22 protein-coding genes are annotated in these 22,035 nt (G+C 42.5%); 5 read left to right on the forward strand and 17 right to left on the reverse strand.

Annotated features, from left to right (window positions below; translation table 11 throughout):
* The first annotated feature begins 48 nt into the window (after positions 1-48).
* Positions 49-303 (forward strand): hypothetical protein, encoded by a 255-nt coding sequence (locus tag FXF70_RS03035; protein WP_017360064.1) that lies wholly within the window; start codon positions 49-51, stop codon positions 301-303.
* A gap of 30 nt (positions 304-333) precedes the next feature.
* Here the strand turns inward: FXF70_RS03035 and FXF70_RS03040 are convergent, their stop codons facing one another.
* From FXF70_RS03040 to cls, 4 genes are all read right to left on the reverse strand, one after another.
* Complete coding sequence (locus FXF70_RS03040) at positions 334-1,332, reverse strand: S66 family peptidase (protein WP_148779810.1); 999 nt, start codon at positions 1,330-1,332, stop codon at positions 334-336.
* A 71-nt stretch (positions 1,333-1,403) separates the two neighbouring features.
* Positions 1,404-1,646, reverse strand: a complete 243-nt coding sequence (locus FXF70_RS03045; protein ID WP_017360066.1) for a hypothetical protein — start codon at positions 1,644-1,646, stop codon at positions 1,404-1,406.
* 125 nt (positions 1,647-1,771) lie between these two features.
* The gene (locus tag FXF70_RS03050) at positions 1,772-3,487 is read right to left on the reverse strand and encodes an ABC transporter ATP-binding protein (RefSeq protein WP_148779811.1); all 1,716 of its coding nucleotides are present in this window, start codon (positions 3,485-3,487) and stop codon (positions 1,772-1,774) included.
* Between the two features lie 105 nt (positions 3,488-3,592).
* Positions 3,593-5,095, reverse strand: a complete 1,503-nt coding sequence (gene cls / locus FXF70_RS03055; RefSeq protein ID WP_026050168.1) for a cardiolipin synthase — start codon at positions 5,093-5,095, stop codon at positions 3,593-3,595.
* 151 nt (positions 5,096-5,246) lie between these two features.
* Here cls and FXF70_RS03060 point away from each other — a divergent pair, with 151 nt between their 5' ends.
* Positions 5,247-6,215: a S66 family peptidase gene (locus tag FXF70_RS03060; protein ID WP_148779812.1), complete on the forward strand. Its 969-nt coding sequence runs from the start codon at positions 5,247-5,249 to the stop codon at positions 6,213-6,215.
* Between the two features lie 522 nt (positions 6,216-6,737).
* On the opposite strand, the gene argS is transcribed toward FXF70_RS03060, so the two are convergent.
* From argS to speE, 5 genes are all read right to left on the reverse strand, one after another.
* Complete coding sequence (gene argS, locus FXF70_RS03065; RefSeq protein WP_076821273.1) at positions 6,738-8,411, reverse strand: arginine--tRNA ligase; 1,674 nt, start codon at positions 8,409-8,411, stop codon at positions 6,738-6,740.
* A complete protein-coding gene (locus tag FXF70_RS03070; RefSeq protein WP_008343509.1) occupies positions 8,408-8,830 on the reverse strand; it encodes a YwiB family protein in 423 nt (140 codons plus the stop codon). The genes argS and FXF70_RS03070 overlap by 4 nt, the downstream gene beginning before the upstream one ends.
* 124 nt (positions 8,831-8,954) lie before the next feature.
* Entirely contained in the window at positions 8,955-9,302 is a 348-nt protein-coding gene (locus FXF70_RS03075; RefSeq protein ID WP_007497708.1) for a hypothetical protein, read from the reverse strand.
* Positions 9,303-9,380: 78 nt separating this feature from the next.
* The gene (gene speB, locus FXF70_RS03080; RefSeq protein WP_017360073.1) at positions 9,381-10,253 is read right to left on the reverse strand and encodes an agmatinase; all 873 of its coding nucleotides are present in this window, start codon (positions 10,251-10,253) and stop codon (positions 9,381-9,383) included.
* A 69-nt stretch (positions 10,254-10,322) separates the two neighbouring features.
* A complete protein-coding gene (speE, locus tag FXF70_RS03085) occupies positions 10,323-11,153 on the reverse strand; it encodes a spermidine synthase (protein ID WP_003214614.1) in 831 nt (276 codons plus the stop codon).
* 225 nt (positions 11,154-11,378) lie between these two features.
* On the opposite strand from speE, the gene FXF70_RS03090 reads away from it, so the two are divergent.
* A complete protein-coding gene (locus tag FXF70_RS03090; protein ID WP_148779813.1) occupies positions 11,379-13,448 on the forward strand; it encodes a transglycosylase domain-containing protein in 2,070 nt (689 codons plus the stop codon).
* Between the two features lie 125 nt (positions 13,449-13,573).
* Here FXF70_RS03090 and FXF70_RS03095 read toward each other — a convergent pair whose 3' ends face one another.
* Positions 13,574-14,092: a YwhD family protein gene (locus FXF70_RS03095; protein ID WP_007497712.1), complete on the reverse strand. Its 519-nt coding sequence runs from the start codon at positions 14,090-14,092 to the stop codon at positions 13,574-13,576.
* A gap of 12 nt (positions 14,093-14,104) precedes the next feature.
* Entirely contained in the window at positions 14,105-14,767 is a 663-nt protein-coding gene (locus tag FXF70_RS03100; protein ID WP_008343529.1) for a site-2 protease family protein, read from the reverse strand.
* A 107-nt stretch (positions 14,768-14,874) separates the two neighbouring features.
* Here FXF70_RS03100 and FXF70_RS03105 point away from each other — a divergent pair, with 107 nt between their 5' ends.
* Complete coding sequence (locus FXF70_RS03105; RefSeq protein WP_008343530.1) at positions 14,875-15,060, forward strand: 2-hydroxymuconate tautomerase; 186 nt, start codon at positions 14,875-14,877, stop codon at positions 15,058-15,060.
* A gap of 52 nt (positions 15,061-15,112) precedes the next feature.
* Here the strand turns inward: FXF70_RS03105 and FXF70_RS03110 are convergent, their stop codons facing one another.
* The 4 genes from FXF70_RS03110 to FXF70_RS03125 all read right to left on the reverse strand — a co-directional run bounded on the left by FXF70_RS03110 (position 15,113) and on the right by FXF70_RS03125 (position 18,372).
* Complete coding sequence (locus FXF70_RS03110; RefSeq protein ID WP_035389836.1) at positions 15,113-15,925, reverse strand: zinc-dependent metalloprotease; 813 nt, start codon at positions 15,923-15,925, stop codon at positions 15,113-15,115.
* 222 nt (positions 15,926-16,147) lie between these two features.
* Complete coding sequence (locus FXF70_RS03115) at positions 16,148-16,648, reverse strand: YwgA family protein (RefSeq protein WP_024719448.1); 501 nt, start codon at positions 16,646-16,648, stop codon at positions 16,148-16,150.
* Positions 16,649-16,678: 30 nt separating this feature from the next.
* Positions 16,679-17,980: an HD domain-containing protein gene (locus FXF70_RS03120; RefSeq protein ID WP_007497716.1), complete on the reverse strand. Its 1,302-nt coding sequence runs from the start codon at positions 17,978-17,980 to the stop codon at positions 16,679-16,681.
* A 170-nt stretch (positions 17,981-18,150) separates the two neighbouring features.
* Positions 18,151-18,372 carry a YuzB family protein gene (locus FXF70_RS03125; RefSeq protein ID WP_003215259.1) on the reverse strand — a complete coding sequence of 74 codons (222 nt, stop codon included), beginning with the start codon at positions 18,370-18,372 and terminating at the stop codon, positions 18,151-18,153.
* A gap of 242 nt (positions 18,373-18,614) precedes the next feature.
* Here FXF70_RS03125 and FXF70_RS03130 point away from each other — a divergent pair, with 242 nt between their 5' ends.
* Positions 18,615-19,415 (forward strand): RsfA family transcriptional regulator, encoded by an 801-nt coding sequence (locus tag FXF70_RS03130; protein WP_007497717.1) that lies wholly within the window; start codon positions 18,615-18,617, stop codon positions 19,413-19,415.
* A gap of 35 nt (positions 19,416-19,450) precedes the next feature.
* On the opposite strand, the gene FXF70_RS03135 is transcribed toward FXF70_RS03130, so the two are convergent.
* Positions 19,451-19,684, reverse strand: coding sequence for a DUF5970 family protein (locus FXF70_RS03135; RefSeq protein ID WP_008343557.1), 234 nt, complete (start codon positions 19,682-19,684; stop codon positions 19,451-19,453).
* Complete coding sequence (locus FXF70_RS03140; protein ID WP_148779814.1) at positions 19,681-21,957, reverse strand: glycosyltransferase; 2,277 nt, start codon at positions 21,955-21,957, stop codon at positions 19,681-19,683. Before FXF70_RS03140 ends, FXF70_RS03135 begins: the two co-directional genes overlap by 4 nt.
* Positions 21,958-22,035: the final 78 nt, after the last annotated feature.

The raw sequence follows: 22,035 nt of genomic DNA on the forward strand, positions 1-22,035 counted from the left end.
GGGGTAACAAAGCTATTGTGAGAAAGTATTTAACAGGAGGATATGAAGATGTCACAAATCTATTCAATCCGAATTGCTGCGAAAGCATTGAATTTACATAAGCTTATTTCTCTATACGAAAAGTGCCAGCACGCTCAGCATCGTTTATATGTATATTCTAAAAAAACAATGTGCAACATTAAGAACATCGTAGAGCTAGAAACCTTTAGGCTTACTCATTTAGAATCAGACTATTTAATCGTGGTAGAAGGAAAAGAGGCACAAGACCTTCTACAGCCATTTGAAAAAGAACATGCTTCGTAAAGAAGAGCAGTATTAGAGCTGCTCTTTTTTCTATATCCACGCTTCTGTCAGCCAAACCTCGCGTGACGTTGCATTCATTTTTACTTGTGTACCGATTGGCATCGTGAGCATCGGATGCGTATGGGCACTGTCAAATTCTGCGATGAGCGGCCTCTTTGTATCTCCCAGTACTTCAAGTAAGAGATCGTGCGGCCTTTTGCCCGTTCCTTCATCATCAAACAGCTCATGTTTCCCTAAGAGGATACCAGATACCCGTTCAAACACACCATTTATCTTTAACAGAGAGAAGTTCTTTTCGACGATGGAGGCTGTTTTCATACAATCTTCAATGAGAAGGATATCGCCTTTTTGGATTTGAGGCATGAATTCACTTCCCCATATGCCATACATGGCATTTAGGTTCCCGCCGATCAGTCTGCCTTCTGCCTGCCCTTCAATGACGCACATCCACTCGTTTGGACGTTTTTCTTTTTCTCGTATTTTCTCTTCCCAGTTGATCCGTTCTTCCGTCCAGAAGGGCGGTTTTTTCACCTGATATGGGATGGGCTGCGGATGAATGAGAATGTCCTCGAAAGATTGATATGTATGATTGACAAATGGTTCAAACTCTCCAAAAGACGGCACAAGTGCAGGCCCGTAAAAAACAGGAAGACCCGTTTTTTCATAAGCCGCTAAAAGAATTGCCGTCGCATCTGAATAACCAATCATGATTTTCGGATGCTTCATCAGCAGCTCAAAGTCGAGATAAGGAAGCAAACTATTCGAGTTCGTCCCCCCAATCATCGACATGATACAGGACAAATCTTCTCTCGCCATCAGCTCATTCAGCTCAGCTGCTCGTTCTTGAATTGTTCCCGAACGATAGTGATCCTCTTTCCCTTTTAATGATCCTGGTACCACAATGAATCCTTTTTGTTCAAGCCATTCCTTCGCCCGCTCATACCTAAGAGGCGAGGTGGCAGATGCTGGACTTGAGGGAGAATAAATACCTATTTTATCGCCCTTCTGTAAACGCCGAAGCCCCTTCATTCCATCAGATCCTTCCTACACGAGTTTTTACTATCCTAGCAAAAAAAGCCCTTTTTCAAAAGGGCTCAGATTTAATATAAGAGCTTAAACAGCCCAAACAATATGACAGCAAAACTGATGGCCAGCATCACAAATATCTTTTTTCTGCTCAGAGAACTATCTATGACGTTCACTCCAGTATTGATGCCAAACAAAATCATTCCCACATAAAAAAAGACTGGATTGAGTCCAGCGGGAATGATTAAGATAAATAAGCCAACGAGCGTCACGTAGTGAATGCTTTTGATCATGACTGTTTTTGCCGTTTCACTCAAGCCATCCTCTCCTTTTGAATCCAATTGCCTTATAGTATATCAACATTCCATTTAAATGGAAAAGAAGATTTTATTCTATCAAAAAGAGCCCAGCTTAATAACTGGACTCATTCAATCACTTCACTTCAATGACCAAACTGCGCTTCATGCAGTCTGCTATAGACACCGCCCATTTGGATTAAGTCTTGATGGCGGCCTTGTTCTTCAATGCCTTCCTCTGTCACGACGATTATTCGGTCTGCATGTTTAATTGTCGCAAGGCGGTGAGCAATGACGAGTGTCGTCCGGCCGACTGCCAGTTCGCTTAGTGCGTCTTGGATTGCTTTTTCTGTTTCTGTATCAAGTGCTGACGTCGCTTCATCCAAAATAAGAATAGACGGGTTTTTCAAAAACATCCGTGCAATTGACAGGCGTTGCTTTTGACCGCCGGATAGCTTAACGCCGCGTTCACCAATGACCGTATTCAACCCTTCTGGGAACCGCTGAACGAGCTCCTCTAAATGGGCACGTCGCACCGCCTCCCAAATGTCTGCATCACTCGCTTCTAGGTTGCCGTACGCAATATTCTCACGAATGGTGCCTGAGAATAAAAAGACATCCTGCTGCACAATGCCAATCTGCTGTCTTAAAGAGGACAAGGTCATCGATTTTGTGCTCACACCATCAATGGTGATGTCTCCTTCGTCCACATCATAAAAACGAGGCAGCAGACTACAAATAGTCGATTTCCCCGCTCCTGATGGCCCGACAAACGCAACCGTTTCCCCTTGTTTGATATTCAAGTTGATTTCCTTCAATACATGACTGTGCTCATCGTAGCCAAATGTCACGTTTCGATACTCAATTTCACCTTTCAAGCCGTAAATATCACGTGCACCTTCTGTATCCTTCACATCTGGCTCTGTTTCAAGCAAATCGACATAGCTTTTAAAACCGGCAATGCCTTTTGGATACATTTCAATCACCGTGTTGATCTTATCAATTGGTCTGAATAACACATTTGTGATCAAGACAAAGGCGATAAATCCGCCTGCCGTTAATTGACCTTGAAGAACAAACCATGTACCTGCCAGAAGGACAAACAGCGTCACAAGCCTTGTGAGAATATAGCTGATTGATCCGTTAACCGACATAATTTTATAGGAAAGAAGTTTCGCTTTTCGAAAGCGGTTGTTATTTTCAGCAAAGCGCTTTTTCTCGAAATGTTCGTTCGCAAAGGCTTGAACAAGACGAATACCGCCAATATTATTTTCAACCCTTGCATGAAAATCTCCAATGTCATTGTTCAGCTGTGTAATCGCCTGTGTCATTTTTTTATTAAAATGAAGGGCTAACCAGATGATGACTGGCATAATTAAGAAGGTTAAAATGGCAAGCTGCCAATTAATCATGAGCATGACGGCAAAGGCGCCAAGAATGGTCATAATGGCAATAAACAAATCTTCCGGCCCATGATGCGCTACCTCTCCAATGTACATAAGGTCATTTGTCATCCGTGACATGAGTTTGCCCGTTTTGTTGTTATCGAAAAATTTGAAGGACAGACGCTGAAAATGATCAAATAGTTTTTTTCTCATATCTGTCTCAATATTAATGCCAAGCATGTGCCCCCAATACGACACGATAAATTGCATCACTGAGCTGAGTGCGTAAATGACAAACAGCGCAAGTGCGGTCCAGGCAATGACCGTCCAGTTCCCTGTCGGCAGTAATGTATCAATGAAGTAGTTCACGATCAGCGGGAAACCTAGTTCCATGAGTCCGACGGCCACAGCGCAAAAGAAATCTAAAAAGAACAGACCACGATAGGGCCTGTAATAGGCAAAAAAGCGTTTTAGCATATGTAAAAGAACCTCACTTCCTCTATAATTGATAATCATTTTCAATTATAGAGGAATCATTATAGAAATACTAGATCAGGAAATGATTTCTTCCCCTGGATTCCCTCACAATACACCTGAAAACAACCGAGCAAACGATTCCTTTAAACGTTCCTTTAAGCCCCTTTTATAAAAATGAACCGGCCCCATTTGCTCACATTCCTTCATATCTTCCTCATAATGAGCCATCAATTGCTCGATCGGTTTCTTTGCCGCTGTAAAGACATTGACCTCAAAATTGAGTTGGAAGCTTCTCATATCAACATTGGCCGTTCCGACAGAGGCAAGCTCTCCGTCTGCAATCATGACCTTTTGATGCATGAATCCTTTTTGATAGTGATACACCTTGATGCCTTCTTTCAAAAGCTCAGAAAAATAAGATCGTGTGGCGTATTGCGTGAGAAAGCCATCGTTTATCTCAGGCACCATCACACGCACATCCACCCCTCTTGTGGCCGCAATTTTTAACGCTGTGCGAATGGATTCATTTGGGACAAAATAAGGCGTCGCAATCCAGACAAATTGCTGTGCATTCGAAATGAGCGCATCGTATAAATCACTCATACTTTCCTTCATATCAGGTCCAGTCGGCACGACCTGAATGACATCTTCTCCTGTCACAGGATGCGGGGTGTGATACTTCGGATCATCAATTAACACTTCATCTGATACATACTCCCAGTCCAGCATAAAAATGGAGTGAAGTGTCTGAACGGCTTCACCCTTTAATATCGTATGCGTGTCACGCCAAAAGCCGATGTTTTCATCGCGTCCTACATATTCCTTCCCGACATTGAGCCCGCCAACAAATCCTGTTTCACCATCAATAATCACGATTTTTCGGTGATTTCGGAAATTGAATTTTTGATTAAAGAATCCGTATTTTAATGGCAGAAAAGGAGCGACCTTTATCCCCGCCTGCTTCAATCGTTTAATATCTTTTCGTGAGAAGCGAATGCTGCCAGCCGCATCATAGATGAATCGAACCTCTACTCCTTCTTTCACTTTTTCAATCAAGATCTCCATCATCCGGTGACCGAGGAAATCAGATTTGAACATGTAATATTCTATATGGATGAACGTTTTTGCCTTTTTTAATTCTTCAAAAATACGTGGAAAGGTTTCCTCTCCATTCTTTAAAATCTCCATATCACTATTTGTATTTACATGCATCCCTGTTGCTTTTTCTGTGTAATGAAAAAAAGCACGCTGATTATCGGTTAAACGCGTCTCATCCGGTTTACTCTCAAGCTCTGATATTCTGCGTAATTTTTCTCGGTTATACATTCTCTTTGATTTAAACAAATGTCCTTTGACATAAAGCTGCCCTGAGAACAAATAAAACATATAGCCGATGATCGGGAAAAAGATCAGTACATACATCCATAACAGCGTGTGCTGTGATGTCCGGTTCTCTAGCATAAGCGAGATAATACTAAATAAAATGATGGCGATGTAACTAGCTGCGTAAAGCTGAAAACCCCACGCTGGAACCGGCCACCAAAACACTACATATGCCCCGAATATCATGAAATATAAAAATAGAAATTCCAGTCTCCTCTTTTTCACATTCTCCGCCCTCATTCTGTCTTTTTCTTTTCCATACCCTTTGCACAGCTCGTCTGAAACGCACGGTTTGCTGCTTTCTTTTAGCTTTTACAGACTGGAGCGTTTTGATCCGATATAATGGAAAATATGTGAAGGAAAGGACGAATGACTTATGTGTACACCATCTGCTTTAAAAAAGGGAAGCCACATTCGGGTAATTGCTCCAAGCCGAAGTGCCAGCATTTTATCAGAAGAAGGAATGGCTCAGGCGAAAAAACGTTTAGAGGCAATAGGGTTCACTGTTTCTTTTGGACAACACGTGTTTGAATGTGATCTGCATTCCTCTTCTTCTATTGAACACCGTCTATCTGATCTACATGAGGCATTCTCAAATGATGAAGTCGACGGCATTTTGACAGCAATCGGCGGCTTTAACTGCAATGAGCTTTTGCCTTATATAGATTATGATTTGATCCGTCAGCACCCAAAGGTTCTTTGCGGCTACAGTGATATTACCGCACTTGCTAACGCCATTACCGCCAAATGTGACATGGTGACGTACTCAGGTCCTCATTTCTCCAGTTTCCAAATGGAACAAGGACAAGAGGAGCAGACAGCCATGTTTCAAGCGTGCGTGATGAGCAGCGAGCCATTTGATGTCACCCCTTCTACAAAGTGGAGTGATGATGCTTGGTATCTTGATCAAGCAAATAGGCAGTTTCATCCGACAACATGGGGGATTTATCAGGAAGGAACAGTTGAAGGCACCTTGTATGGCGGAAATCTTTGTACACTGAACTTATTGCAAGGGACACCCTTTATGCCTCACATCAAGGATGCCATCTTATTTGTGGAGGATGATGACTTGGTCTTTCCTGAAATGTTCGCCAGAGACCTTGCCTCGCTCTTGCAGCATGCCGACTCCATTAAAGGGTTAATCATCGGACGTTTTCAAAAGAAATCCAAGATGACAGAGGAACATTTGAGGTTCATTCTAGATAAGCACTCAATGCTTCAACACATTCCAGTGATTTACGATGTCGATATCGGACATACACAGCCGGTCTTCACCTTGCCGATTGGCGGGAGTGCCGAGCTATCCTGCTACGACGGACAAATCCAATGGCGTGTTCATCCATAAATAAAACCTAAAAAGCACCCTCATATGTGGGTGCTTTTTCTATGCCATCGATTCTTTTTTTAAAATTTTTTAGAAAAAGTGATCCAACCCTTCATCCCCTTCGTTAAGTAGATGTAAAAAGAAAAGAGAGGAGGCAAAAACATGTTCTCTGATGTACTTAGCCAATTATTTGATTCTATCTCTAACATTATCAATACACTTGGATAACCCCATTAACGCACACATACTACATGCTTGCCGAAGGGAGGATACAAACTATGTTCTCTGATGTACTTAGCCAATTATTCGATTCTATTTCTAACATCATTAACACACTTGGGTAATTCCTATGACACGCACATACTACATGCTTTCTGAAAGGAGGATACGCTCATGTTCTCTGATGTACTTAGTCAATTATTCGATTCTATTTCTAACATTATTAATACGCTTGGTTAATGTTCAAAACCCGCTATCTCTCGAGAATAGCGGGTTTTTTATATAAAGAAGCCCCGCTCATAAAATAGAGCGGGGCTTTGTGCATTACATTTTTTCCGGTGCAGATACGCCAATGAGTTTTAATGCGTTGGCTAGTGTAATTTGTGTCGCCTTCATCAGTGATAGGCGTGCTGTTGTTTTTGTTTCATTTTCAACATCAATGACCTTTTCGGCGTTGTAGAAGCTGTGAAGGGCTGATGCTAGATCATAGATATAGTTTGTGACGCGGTGCGGAATACGTTTTTCTGCTGCTTCTGCTACAACTTCTGGGAAGCTGCCGATGATTTTCAGAAGATCGTATTCTTTATCGGATTGAATGTGAGAGAAATCTGCTTTTTCAAGGTTTGGCTCGTAGCCTTTTTCTTCCCCTTGACGGAGCATGCTGCAAATTCTCGCATGTGCATATTGCGCATAGTACACAGGGTTTTCGTTAGACGTAGAAATCGCTAAGTCTAAGTCAAAATCCATATGTGTCGCCGCACTTCTCATCGCAAAGAAATAGCGAGTAGCATCTAAGCCCACTTCTTCAATCAAGTCACGCATTGTGACGGCTTTACCTGTACGTTTACTCATCTTCATCTTTTCACCGTTTTTGTAAAGGTGAACGAGCTGAATGATTTCGACTTCCAGTTTGTCCGCTGGATATCCGAGTGCTTGGATCGCCGCTTTCATTCGAGGAATGTAGCCGTGATGGTCCGCTCCCCAAATGTTAATGAGCTGGTCAAAACCTCTGTCCAATTTGTCCTTGTGATATGCGATATCTGGAAGCAAGTACGTGAAGCTGCCGTCTTTTTTAATCAGGACACGGTCCTTGTCATCACCAAAATCAGTTGAACGTAACCATGTTGCGCCATCTTCTTCAAAGACATAGCCTTTAGCGCGAAGTGTTTCTAGCGCTGGTTCGATTTTTCCGTTTTCATATAAAGACGTTTCAGAATACCACACATCAAATGGGACACGGAAATTCTCTAGGTCGACACGTAGTTTTTCTAGTTCATATTTTAAACCGTACTCACGGAAAAATTTCATACGCTCTTCTTCTGATTCATGCACGAAACGGTCACCAAATTCATCCGCAAGTTTCTGCCCGATGCCTTTGATGTCTTCTCCTCTGTACCCGTCCTCTGGCATTTCTTTTTCAAGACCGAGCGCCTCAAAGTAACGTACTTCTACAGATAGAGCAAGGTTATTGATCTGATTGCCTGCATCGTTGATATAGTATTCACGGCTCACGTCGAAGCCTGCTTTATCAAGGATGTTGCAAAGAGAATCTCCTACAGCTGCGCCGCGGGCATGTCCAAGGTGAAGGTCACCTGTTGGGTTGGCTGAAACGAATTCGACTTGCACTTTTTGACCGCCGCCTGTATTCGTTTCGCCATAAGCCTCTTTTGCTTCAAGAACTGCCGGAATCAGTTTCGTTAAATATTGATTGTTCATATAAAAGTTGATGAATCCTGGACCTGCAATATCCAGTTTTTCAATTGAAGCTTTGCCTTTGTCAAAAGCTTTCACAATGTCCTCGGCGATTTGACGAGGTGCTTTTTTCGCAATGCGAGCAAGCTGCATCGCCATATTGGTGGAATAATCACCGTGAGTTTTGTCTTTTGGCACTTCCAAAAGAACATCCGGCACCTGGCTTTCATCAGCAAGTCCTGCTTTGACGACTGCCGCAATGATTTCTTCTTTTAACGCATCTTTGACCTGTTCTGCGATATTCATGAACGTAAATCCTCCTTATATGAAATCGATAATGTATGTAAATGCTTTTGATCTTCACCTGTCAGCATATCGTACGTAATGTGCAGAAGCCCATTGTCTACATCAAGATCAATGCCATGTGTGTGCACATCGAGCTGAAGTGTGCCAAATGGCATCGTGTAATGTGTCACGGTCGTTTCTCCAGTGAGAAAGCGCTGCTTCATTTGAATCGCACCTGATCTCATGACAAAAATTTCTTTTTCACTTATTTTGACAACAGTTTTTACTTGACCCATTTCATGTTCTTCATGGTAAGTGAGATACGTTTTGTCATTCTTCTCTTGATACGTTCCAGTTGTTCGGAATTCGATCGTTTCAGCCGGTTCCGTCTCTGGTTTCATCACTGACTTTACATGAATTGAAATTTGGTTTTGTGTCATTTTGCACTTCCTTTGCTAAGACCCGTTTAACTAAAATAGTATACCATAATCCCGATTGCCTATCATCCCATCATTTCTCTTCTTCGTGTGGATGAAACCCCATTTTTGATCTTCACATGTCTCTTTAGAAAAAAAGAAAAATGAAGCTCACCCCTATCACGAGTCCAGTCTTGAGCCCTGCGCTTTTTCGATTGATGAGATAAAACAGTGCTTGGATACCTGAACTTGCCAAAAATGCCTGAAACAAATCAAATGGGAGAAGGTGCCCTTGCTTATAAACAAACTGCATCAACAGCGCGATGCCAGTGAGATAGAAAAAGCCTCGATCCTGAAACAGATGAACCATCTCATCCTTTGCCTCTTTTTTCGAGGTGAACGTCGGCGGACTCGCTGCAAGCTCTCTTTTCAGCGTAAGAAAGCCTGCCGCTAACACACATAAAGCGAGTAATACCATCAATACAGAAGAAAACATACCTGCCTCCTTTATCATGTCACCGATGTAAAAAAAAGAGCTTGTCCATATGAGATGACAAGCTCCTCTATCAAGATGTTATTTCACAAAACCAAGCAGCATTTCTCGTAAAAGTTTGCTTGCTGTGTTCGCTGTTTGATCGGAATGATCGTATACAGGCGCTACTTCCACAAGGTCTGCACCGACGACATGCACATCAGAACCAGCAATAGCATGAATAGATGCCAGCAGTTCTTTTGACGTAATACCGCCAGCATCCACCGTTCCAGTACCAGGCGCATGTGCCGGGTCAAGTACATCAATGTCAATTGTCACATAAACTGGGCGGCCTTTCAGCTTTGGTAATACTTGTTTCAATGGCTCCAGCACTTCAAATTTAGAAATGTGCATACCTGCTTCTTTTGCCCATTCAAATTCTTCTTTCATCCCTGAACGGATGCCGAAAGAGTATACATTTTCAGGTCCAATAAGTCCTGCCACTTTACGAATCGGTGTCGAATGTGAAAGCGGCTCACCCTCATATTCCTCACGAAGATCTGTATGTGCGTCCATATGGATGATGGCCAAATCAGGGTATTTCTTATACATCGCACGGAAAACCGGCCAAGACACAAGATGCTCGCCGCCCATTCCTAATGGAAACTTCCCTTTTTCTAAAATGCTGTCAACATACTCTTCAATTAAATCTAAGCTTTTCTGTGCATTACCAAATGGAAGCGGGATGTCGCCAGCATCAAAGAATGGCACCTCGTGCAGTTCACGATCTAAATAAGGGCTGTATTCCTCTAATCCAATGGATACTTCACGAATACGGTTCGGGCCAAAACGTGAGCCTGGACGGTAACTGACGGTCCAATCCATCGGCATCCCGTATAAAATGACTTTCGCATCTTCCCATGTCGGATGACTTCCAATAAACACTTTTCCTGAATAAGCCTCGTCGAATCTCATGCAAGATTCCTCCTTTTACGCTTCAAAAAATGCGCAAACTTTCATTTGCGCATTTCCACTTCGCTTGATTTATTTGATTAAGTCGCTCACAAATTTCGGCAGAACGAATGCCGCTTTGTGCAATTCTTTTGTGTAATATTTCGTATCGATATCAAAGAAGCGGCTGTCTTCTACAGCAAGTGGATCATACTTCTTAGAACCAATGGTAAATGTCCAAAGACCGCTTGGATATGTTGGGATATTCGCTGTGTATAGCTTGGTAATCGGGAAAATTTCTTTTACATCACGCTGTACATTTGTAATTAACTCAGGTGTGAACCAAGGGTTGTCCGTCTGTGCAACGAAAATACCGTCTTCTTTGAGTGCTTTTGAGATTCCTGCATAGAAACCTTTAGAGAACAAGTTCACAGCTGGTCCAACTGGCTCAGTTGAGTCAACCATGATCACGTCATATTCGTTGTCGGCTTCCGCAATGTGCATAAAGCCGTCTCCGACTTTTACATCTACACGAGGATCGTCTAGTTTCCCAGCAATTGAAGGAAGGAACTTCTTCGAGTATTCAATGACCTTGCCATCAATATCAACAAGTGTCGCTTTTTTCACACTTGGATGCTTCAGGATTTCACGAATAACACCACCGTCTCCTCCGCCTACAACAAGGACATTTTCCGGGTTTGGATGAGTGAAAAGAGGAACATGTGCCACCATTTCGTGGTATACAAACTCATCTTTCTCTGATGTCATCACCATACCGTCTAAAAACAGCATATTGCCAAACTCTTCTGTTTCCACCATTTCTAAATGCTGAAAATCTGTTTGTTCTGTGTGAAGGGTTTTGTTCACCTTCAATGTAATGCCAAAATTCTTCGTTTGCTTCTCTGTATACCAAAGTTCGCTCATCGTTCATCTTCCTCTCATCCAATAATAAACAAACATCTATTGTTAGCGCCTTTTATCGGCTATGACTATATCGATTGTCCAAGAAAAAAGTATAGTGGATTCATATCAAATTGTAAAGAACCGCATGAGATAACTTCATTTTTAAAGCACACCCTTGCAGTCGCCTGTTTAAAACGGTTTTCTTTGTCCCATACTGATAAAAAACCGTCAAAATGGGGGCTTTGCATGGACACAATCATGAGTAATAAAAAAATCCGCATGACCGTGAAAACGATTCGGGCCTGTTTTTTTATCGGCTTGCTCGCTTTTCTATTTGCAGGCACAGTCTTTTTGACGATTCTTTTACTAGCTAAGTGGCAAGGCGCTCCCTCTGTTCAAGTTCCCCAATCCACGACCATTTATGCAGCCGATGGGTCTAAACTTGGCGAATCAAGCTTTGGAGAAAAGAGATACTGGGTTCCGTTAAAGGACATGTCCCCTCATATACAGCAGGCGGTGGTCGCAGTTGAGGATAAAACCTTTTATCAGCATCACGGCTTTGACGTGAAACGAATGGCAGGTGCTGCGGTGGCAGATATTCGTGCAATGGCAAAGGTACAAGGCGCCAGCACGATCACCCAGCAATACGCACGAAATTTATATTTAGATCATGATAAAACATGGAAGCGGAAGTGGAATGAAGCCTTTTACACGATCCGCTTAGAACAAAACTATACAAAAGATGAGATATTAGAAGGATACTTGAACACCATTTATTATGGCCACGGCGCATACGGCGTGGAAGCGGCATCCCGCCTTTACTTTGGGAAAAAAGCGAAGAACTTAACTTTAGCTGAGTCTGCCTTGCTTGCCGGGATTCCAAAGGGGCCTTCTCTCTACTCCCCTTATGTGAATGAGGAGAAAGCCAGCGCAAGAAAGAATATGATTCTGAGGCAAATGCAAGAGGATGGCATGATTACGAAAAAAGCGGTTGCTGATGCCAGCAAGGAAAAGCTGTCCTATCGCCCGCTCAAACAAAAGCAGCTACAAGCAAAGCAGGCCCCGTATTTTTATGATGATGTGATTCGCGAACTAAAACAAACGCTGGGCTTAACCGAGGAACAAATTGAAACGTATGGTCTTCATATCGAAACGACCTTACAACCTGAATTACAAAAAATCGCTGAAAAGACTTTAACCAACATCATGGATTCTGAATCAGATATCCAAATCGGCTTTGCTGCCATCCATCCCCAAACAGGGCATGTACTCGCCCTCATAGGCGGGAGAGATTACGAGAAAAGCCCATTCAATCGTGTCACACAAGCAAAAAGACAGCCGGGTTCAACAATGAAACCACTTCTCTATTACATGGCTTTGCAAAATGGGTTTACACCAGCAACCGTGATGCGCAGTGAAGAAACTGTTTTTGAACTCGATGAGCAAGGAAGCGGCGCCGCTTATTCACCAAGCAACTATCATGGCTATTACGCCAATGACGGTATTACGATGCTTCAGGCTTTGGCTCTATCTGATAACATTTATGCGGTCAAAACCCATCTATTTTTAGGAATGGAACAGCTTGTACGTGCAGGGAAAACGTTCGGGATTCACGAAAAACTAGATCAAGTGCCTTCACTTGCGCTAGGTACTTCACCTGTCAAACCAATCGAAATGACCAATGCTTACGCGATGCTGGTCAATGGAGGAAAACGTGTCAAGCCAACCTTTATTACGAAAGTAACGGACGCAAAGGGCAACTTACTCTTTGAGGAGAAACAAAAACGAGAGCAAGTACTAGATGAAAAAGCAGCATTTGTCACCACTGACATGATGTCAGGGATGTTCAATGATCAATTAAATGGCTATACAAGTGTCACAGGACGTACCATTTCAAAAGATCTTACCAGAAATTATGGAGGAAAATCGGGGACGACAGGCGCTGACAGCTGGATGATCGGCTTCTCTCCCCAGCTCGTCACAGGTGTGTGGACCGGCTACGATAAAGGACGCACCATTGACTCGGTCACAGAAACCGCCTATGCGAAAAAGATATGGGCTTCCTTTATGGAATCAGCCCTCTCAAACCAGCCAGCCTCCTCCTTCATGCCGCCAGACGGTGTAAAAGGCGTATATATCAATCCAAAAACGGGTGATCTCGCAGGCCCAGGATGCGAATCAAAGGTATTTACCTATTTTATAGAAGGAACGGAGCCGACCGGTGTCTGCTACGGTGCCGAGAACAAAGCATCTGAGCAAGACACGGCTCAGGATCAACAGCCTAAGAAATGGTGGGAAAAGTGGCTGAAGCGTTAAAAATGGACATGAAAAACCCCGAGATCTGCATCTCGGGATTCTCCATGTCCTAGCTTTAACACCAGTTTACTGAAAAAACGACTGGAATTGGTATCCATTCATCATTCTTCACAAAAATTTCACAATTACTCAGGAACAGCCAATCCTTCTTTTAATTCATCTGTGGATGCTTCCCATAACGCCTCATTGTGACTCTTCAAGAAATCAGCGAGCACCTTTTTCGAACCATCATCCATATGACTGACAACGATTTTACGCTTCATGGATTTATCCATTAAATTCACATGCTCAGGAAGCGACTTATATCCTCTGCGAATCGAGCGGTCAACGGTCATTTCACAAGCTGTGACACCAGCATAATATGGCCCCTCTTCTCTACGGTCAATCGTCACCCATACGAGCCAGTAAGGTTTTCCGTTAGGTACCTCTTCTTTGGTTTTTAAAAATTTAATTCCTTTTTCGACGGCACTTCTTGCATGCATCGCACCAATATCAATGACGGCTTCCTTTTCCTCCACATCAATGATCACCGGCGAGATATTATCAAGGCTGAGGGCACCTGCTCCAAAACCTCCATGTCCATCCGTTGCATCTGTTTTTTTAATGATATTAAAACCAATTGGTTTCTTCTTTTTACCTTCCATTCATTAAACCTCCTAAAGCAGCGGCTTCAAAATAAGATTAAACCAGTATATGATTTGATCCCGCATTCCGATCAATGGAACAAAAACAAACTGACCTAGCGGCGTGATGACGAAGATGAGGAAAATGATGATTCCATACTGTTCAAACTGCGTCATCTTTGCACGGATGCCGGGACTGACAACATCCTCAATAATACGATATCCATCCAGCGGCGGGATCGGTAATAAGTTAAATAGGAACAAAATCACGTTCAAGTTAATAAAGATTTGGAAGAAATAATCGACCCCCGGCTCAAAGCGAATGAGCGACTCCCCACCAAATTTCTGAAGAAGCGCATACACACAAAAGCCCAAAAATGCCAAAACCAAATTGCTTAATGGTCCAGCGATCGACACACATATCCCTGCGAGACGTGGGTTTTTGAAATGGTACCGATTCACAGGTACAGGCCTCGCCCAGCCAAACCCAGCCACAAAGATTAAGATCGTCCCGAAAATATCAAGGTGCTTCAATGGATTGAGCGTCAGTCTCCCTTGATTTTTAGCTGTCGGATCTCCAAAACGATACGCAACATATGCATGCGCCAGCTCGTGCATCGTAAAAGCCACAACAAGCGTAATGGCGACATATGGAATCAGTTCTAATGGATAAACAAGAAATTGGTCCAAAGGCATGAATCCCTCTTTCTTTCTATACAATGATTTACTTCATTCAGTATACTATAAGAAGTCCCTTAAACTAAAGGGAAGCGTAGCATGAAAGGAAAAAGGAGGTTTTCGCCATGCCAATTATCACCGTTCAAATGCTTGAAGGAAGAACAGATGAGCAGAAAAGAGCTCTTGTGGAGAAAGTCACAGATGCCGTTGTTGAAACAACAGGCGCAGGTGCAGAAAAAGTCTCTGTCATTATTGAAGAAATGAAAAAAGAACATTATGCTGTAGCAGGAAAGCGAATGAGCGACCTGTAAGCATATAAAAAGGACAAACACTTTTTCGGTGTTTGTCCTTTTGTCTCTTACCTTATCTGTACCAAGCTTTATTACGGTTCACTTGATTTTTATGAGCCGCATCGAAGTAATCGACAGTGTAAGAATAATCATAATTCATTAAGCAGACAATTCCGCTGCCTTGAGGGTCATGCGGCAAACCAAAGTTATGGCCGTATTCATGTGTAGCCGCTTTTGCTGTATTCGCTGTTCCTTGATCAAGGTTGACACTGAATGCACTTCCGCTCGGTGCACTATTGTAAACATAAGCGATTCCGCCAGCATCAAAGTTTGGATTTGCTGTAAATCCTGTGACAAAATCGTATCCTCTGCCATCAAAGCTACGCTGAAGGTTAGACAAAATTTGTGATGCATTTGATCCTGAAGACGTCCAAGACCCTACGGCTTGTACAACAAAGTCCACATCATGATCACGGTTAAATGTCACATCCGCTTGCTCAATGATGCTGACAATGCGCGTCTGCCAATCACTATATTTCGCACGATACTGCGCATCAGCTACTGCATAGACGGTCACTTTCTGACTGCCTGTACTAGCTTTTGTTGAAATCGAATCTCCTGTATTTGCTTTAAAGGTTCTAGACCCTACCTGTTTACCAGACTCGTCTAAAATTTTTGTTGTCACATCTCTTTCAATAGGAGGTGCCTTCGTCAAATCTTTAAAATCGTTTGCCTTTGGCAACCCTTCACTAATATGTGTTTCGAACGGTGCATGACCATGATCATGCCCATGACCTGCACTTGCAACTGGTGCTGAAGCTGAACTTACCCCCGGTAACAAACTACCTACCAATAAAAATGACAAAAAGACTGAACGCTTTTTCATTCCTATCCCTCCTTTGTTTTTCACAAAGTTATATATTCACTGAAAATTCACCATTTTCCTTCTATTCAGTCAAAAACAGGGAATTGGATATACAGGAAGAAAGTCGAAACATGTCATTTTCACTAATTTTTCGGATATTTTGACACACATTTCATTCGAAAATAGCGCTTTCGGTCCGGGTCTTACAAAACAAAAAAAGCCCAAAAATTGGGCTTTTGCAAGTTAGTTCAATTCCTTCAACTGATCAATATACGCAAGGGCTGCCTCAAATTCTTCGTCCGTATAGCGCTGCTTGCTTTTAATGGTGAAGACCTTTTCCTTTACCTCATCTTTTGGCAGATCATCAAAGTATAAAATCGTTGAGACAAGCTCTAGAAAACGAGACGATTGCTCATTCATCTGCTGCGTCAGCACTTTGAGGTCAGGCATGTCCACTTCACACTGATCGAGAAACTCTTTCCCATTGTCCGTCAGCGAATAGCGATATTGAAAGTATCCGCCCTTTTTTTCCTTCATTTCGTCCAAGAATCCAAGGTTGCACAGCTCTTCAATTCTGAGCGTCAACTCCTCTGAATAGGGGCCATAAAAATGAAAATCGTATTTCTCGTAAAAAGGCAAATCTAGCTTTTTTGCTATGTAAATCATTTTTTGCAGCTTCTTCCGTCCAACGATTTCCCCAGATTCAGAGAACACCTTCATCAACTTTGCATGCTCTTTCAACAAATTCCCGACATCTCCTTTTTCAGTACTTCCTTATCCCAATCCAAGCAGCTTCATGATCGCCTTCTTTTCTTCAGCTTTTTCCGACATATCTACAATTAAGTCCATCGGGAAATAAAGTTTATGATCGGTTCTTCGTTTACCGGAAATGGCGTCAACAATATCTGACTGTCTCGACAGTTCTTTAATATGACCACTTTGCGTCAAGAGGTGGATCGGCAGCCGCTCTTCTTCTTCGCCCGGTCTATAAAAGTCATAAGGCAAATCAGAGGAAGAATCGACCACTAAATAATAGTCAGGATCAATTCCTGCTTCTTTGAACAAAGCAGTCAGCTTGAAATATTTCGTCATTTCTTCGTTTGGATTAAACTCTGTATATTGGAATAAACGGCGGTTCATAAAACGGCGGCACAAATCAGCCAGCACGTGATCTTCTTCATCTTCCCACGCCTGAAAATAAAATAAGACAATGGATTCATCCAGCTTAATATAGTCCTCTGTGGTGACATTTCCTTCAAAAATTGAATAAAAATGCACAGGAGCATGTGTGAAAATATATCCCGTTTCATGCAGCTCTTTTGCACGATGGAGGATTTTTGTTAAAATGACCTCCGCGCTGCGGGTCACTGGGTGGAAATACACTTGCCAGTACATTTGATAGCGGCTCATAATATAATCCTCTACGGCATGCATCCCGCTCTGTTTCATCACAATCTGATCTTCTCTTGGACGCATCACGCGTAAAATACGTTCCATATCAAAGTGACCATAGCTGACGCCTGTATAGTAAGCATCACGCTGCAAGTAATCCATTCGGTCGGCATCAATTTGACTTGAAATCAAACTGACCACCTGTTTGTTTTGATACGTTTTGGCAATGACTTCTGCTACATGCTTTGGAAAATCGTCACTGACCCGGCGCAGCACTTCATTTACTTCCGTCTGCCCTAAAATGATATCTCTTGTAAACGATTCATGATCTAAATGAAAGACCTTTTCAAAGGAATGAGAAAACGGACCATGTCCAAGGTCATGAAGCAGGGCGGCACTCAGTACAAGCTCACGCTCCCCTTCATCCCATTCGGGTCTTCCTTTAAACACATCATCCACAATTCGTCTGACAATCTCGTATACACCGAGTGAATGATTAAATCGGCTGTGTTCTGCCCCATGAAACGTTAAATAAGTGGTGCCTAGCTGTTTAATTCGTCTAAGGCGCTGGAACTCTCTCGTTCCGATTAAATCCCATATCAATGCATCCCGTACGTGAACATAGCGGTGCACAGGATCTTTAAATACCTTTTCTTCGGATAATTTCCCTTTTGGATACGCCATCGTTTCGTCCCTCTTTTTTTAAGACGTGTTTCTATTATATCGGGTAACTTTTCCCGAAAACATCCTTGAATTTGCTGGCGAATGTGTTCTCATAGATTGAACGGACGTAAAAAGCCCGACCTGACAGGGACGGACCTCTTTTTAGGTCGACTGAACACATTCAGTGACATTTATTTGACTTTTTTTTGAACCTTTTCGAGTAACTCATCTTCTGTTGGTGCGGATAATGGGCGATTGTTCACAAACGCAAAAGCCTTTTTTCGTCCTGGACCGCAATACGATTGACAGCCAATCTCAATTTTTGCATCAGGGTCAACCGATTTAAGTCGAGGCAATAACGTTTTTAGGTTCGTCGCATCACAATCGTCACATACGCGAAACTCATTAGCCATGTTCTTACGCTTCCTTTCAATGATGAAACTTCATTCTATATGAAACAGTTGGACAACTAAGAGTGAATAATATACCACCCAACATTGTACATCGAAGCGACTGGAGTTGCAAGAATCATTGTCAGCACAGATACGTATTCACATAAAAGCTAGTATTTTCCACTATCCTTTTAGCAAACTTGTATAAACCTTCTTCAACTTGGCTAATCTAATACCATCAAATCTTATGGGGGTTTAAACACATGTCAAAACAAAGACAAGATGCTTGGTCAGAGGAAAATGATCTCCTTCTGGCAGAAACCGTCTTACGTCACGTCAGAGAGGGCAGTACACAGCTGAACGCATTTGAAGAAGTGGGAGACAAGCTAAACCGTACCTCAGCGGCATGCGGATTTAGATGGAATGCTGTCGTGAGGCATCAATATGAAAAAGCATTGGCACTTGCCAAAAAACAGCGTAAACAACGCATGCGTGCACTCGGAAATGGACAGCCTGCGAAAAAACGTTTGCTCTATCAGCCGCAAGTTGAAGAAACGATCACACAGGAAGAGTTCTCTCAAGAACTGGAACCTGCGCAAGAAGAAACATTTGCACCTGCAGCCGAAACAGCCGAACAGCTTCAGTTTGTGGATCAAAGCTACAATGAAGAGTTAGCTAGTTTATCACATTTATTGTCACAGGCTTCTCAAGTGACAGAGAAAAAGCCAGAAGCCAATCCATTTGGGCAGCGCCAAGAGTTAACCATTGAGGATATCATTGATTTCTTACGCCGCTATGAAGGCGATGGACAGCAATCATCTGCCTTACGGATGGAAAACAGCCGGTTAAAACGAGAAAACAACGAACTTTCACATAAAGTGTCTCAACTAGAAGCTGAAGTGAAAAAGCTTGAAAAGGATCAGCTCACCATTCAAGAAGATTATGAAACACTCGTCAAAATCATGAACCGTGCAAGAAAACTAGTTTTGTTTGAAGAGGACGACAGTGCCGCACCAACCTTTAAAATGGACCGGAACGGCAACCTTGAAAAAATGGCTGAATAACCAAAAAGTGCTCCCCATCTGCGGGAAGCACTTTTTTAAATATCCAAAAATAGCATCACGCTAAAAAGGACATTGATCAAGAAGACGAACATAAAAATGTACCTAACTTGCCTCACCTGAAAATCACCAAAGATAAAAATATAAAGCCCTGCGATACCAAGCGTCAGTACAGGCTGAAGAAACGGCACGAAAAGCGAAATGCCGTAGCCGGCTCCTATGATGACAGGAAGCCATAGTAAATAGAGGTAACCGCCATTTTTAGATTTCAAGAAACCACTCCCTCTCTTTCTTCTATCTGCTTGATTTCAGGCTGAACAAACTTGAGTCCGGCCATTGTACGACCTCGCTTTTGTGATGTCCAAATCGCAATCGCCGGCTGATCCGTTAGAGATTCTGTGTCAATGGTGATCCGCACTTTTCCATTTAATTCAATTGAATCTTCAAACTCAATTTTGCACCCAGATAAACTGATATCATGTATGATCACCGGCATCTTCTCTTCTAGTCGGTCCTCATAGGCGATCGTGCCTGTCACACCTTGCAATGGCCTTCTCATCCATTTGCGACGCAGAGCCTTTGGTACCTTCTCCGTTTCTCTTAAAAAGCGGAGAAACGTCCGAACAGCATATGATTTTTTCTCACGATCCGTCACCGCTACATGCTCTCGTGTGAATAAGAAACGGATCAGTGATAAATACTCTGATTTTTTTGTGTCAGTAAAAGCAACACCAACCATCAGCTTGTCTCCCTCTGGATAGCTCCAAACCACGTCACACGCCACACTTTCATCCTCTGAAAAGAATAATTGCGTTTGTCCTTGATAAAGAGAAGACGCTTGGTCCAATGGAATGGATAGACGCGCACCTGAATCACTCATATCTAGTAGAAAACAAGCCATCGACTGATCTTGATGATCAGAACGAAGATGCCCCTCTTTTTCAATGACAAATCGCTCTGATTTCCGATAACGCGGTCGATCAAACGCCACAAGCAGTGCCATGAATAAGCCTGCACCGTTATAAAGCACCCAAAAAATATTAATCAACATGAGATCAGCGTTCATCGTCCCATTTACCTTCACATCGTACCCTATTTTCACAAGGGCAAGCAATGAGAGCAACAAGAAGATCAGATGGGGAATTATCGTTTTCAGATGAAAATGCCTTTTGTCCGTTTGAATCCCCTTCGGTGTCACCAGAAATTCAACACGTTTTTTCAAGAACAGTTCACTGAGTGCCACACCAGCTAAGTGGAATGCCATTGAACTTTCATAAATATGACTCCAAAACATACTTCTTTTTTGATTCGACACAAGTTTAAATGCTAAATACGAGCTAAAGAACGCCGGCAGCCAAAACATGAAAACCGACTGGAAATCTGCCCAGAAACTTTGAATACCAAACAATAAAAACAAAATCGGTGTGAGAATATAAATCATTTTAAACAAACCGTTAAACCAATACACAATGCCATCTAAATAAAGAACTCTCTGCATCAGCGTTAAGCCGCGCACCTTCAAAGGATTAAACTTACGGGCACACTGAATGTTCCCTCTCGACCAGCGATCTCTTTGCTTTAACAGATCAAGCCAGCTTTCAGGTGCCAGACCGACGGCTAATACTTCTCCGACAGACACAGATTTGAATTTCCCCTGGAGAAGCATTCCTGTTGCCATGTCTTCTGTAATCACTCCAGTAGCAAATCCGCCAATTTCATCTAATGCCGTTCTTCTAAAAACCGTATTACTCCCAACATACATGACGGCATTAAACCGATCCTTACCAGCTTGGAGAGTTTGCATGAAGAAGTCCTGCTCATTTGGAATTCGATCTTTCGAGAACATATTATATTGGAAAGGATCTTCGTTATAAAACGCCTGTGGAACTTGAACAAACGCAGTTGCTCCATCATGAAAATAGGGCACTGTTTTTTCTAAAAATGAAGGAAGAGGGACCATATCTGCATCAAGCGTCAGAATCAGCTCCCCATCCGTTTGAGACATCGCATGATTTAAATTACCTGCCTTAGCAAATCTGTTATCTGTTCTTGTCAGATAATGAACACCAAACTCAGAAGCAAGCTGCTCTACAACTTCCCTATTGCCATCATCACATAAATAAATTTGAAAGCTTTCCTTCGGATAAGAGAGATTCAAACAACCTGCAACAGTGCGTTTCAGCACCTCAATCGGTTCATTATATGTAGCTATGAAAATATCAACTGTTGGCAGCCTGTCAAGATCACTGATCATGACTTGTTTCCGATTTGAAGGCTTCCAAACCAGTGTATAAAACACAAGCAGCTGGATAAACCCAATGCATTCACAGGCAACAAGCAAAATGCCCATGACAATATTAAAAGTACCTTCATGCGGCAATGTAAAGAAGAGGCGCCAGCAAATATAGGCAGCATTTGTTAACACACATAGCACAATGATGACTTTTTTCACAGTAGAGGCCATTGGCTGGATACGATATATCATATACAACAGAGACAAAATACAAAGCATAAACAGCGGGTAATACGTGGTGATGAGTGACAAAACATTTTCCTTCTTTCTTATGTCATAAAGGACTATCACATATAAAATGTCATAGCAAAGGAGGGGATTCTTCCATTA

Origin of the sequence: Bacillus sp. Y3 (assembly GCF_008123875.1) — a bacterium.
GTDB lineage: Bacteria > Bacillota > Bacilli > Bacillales > Bacillaceae > Bacillus > Bacillus altitudinis.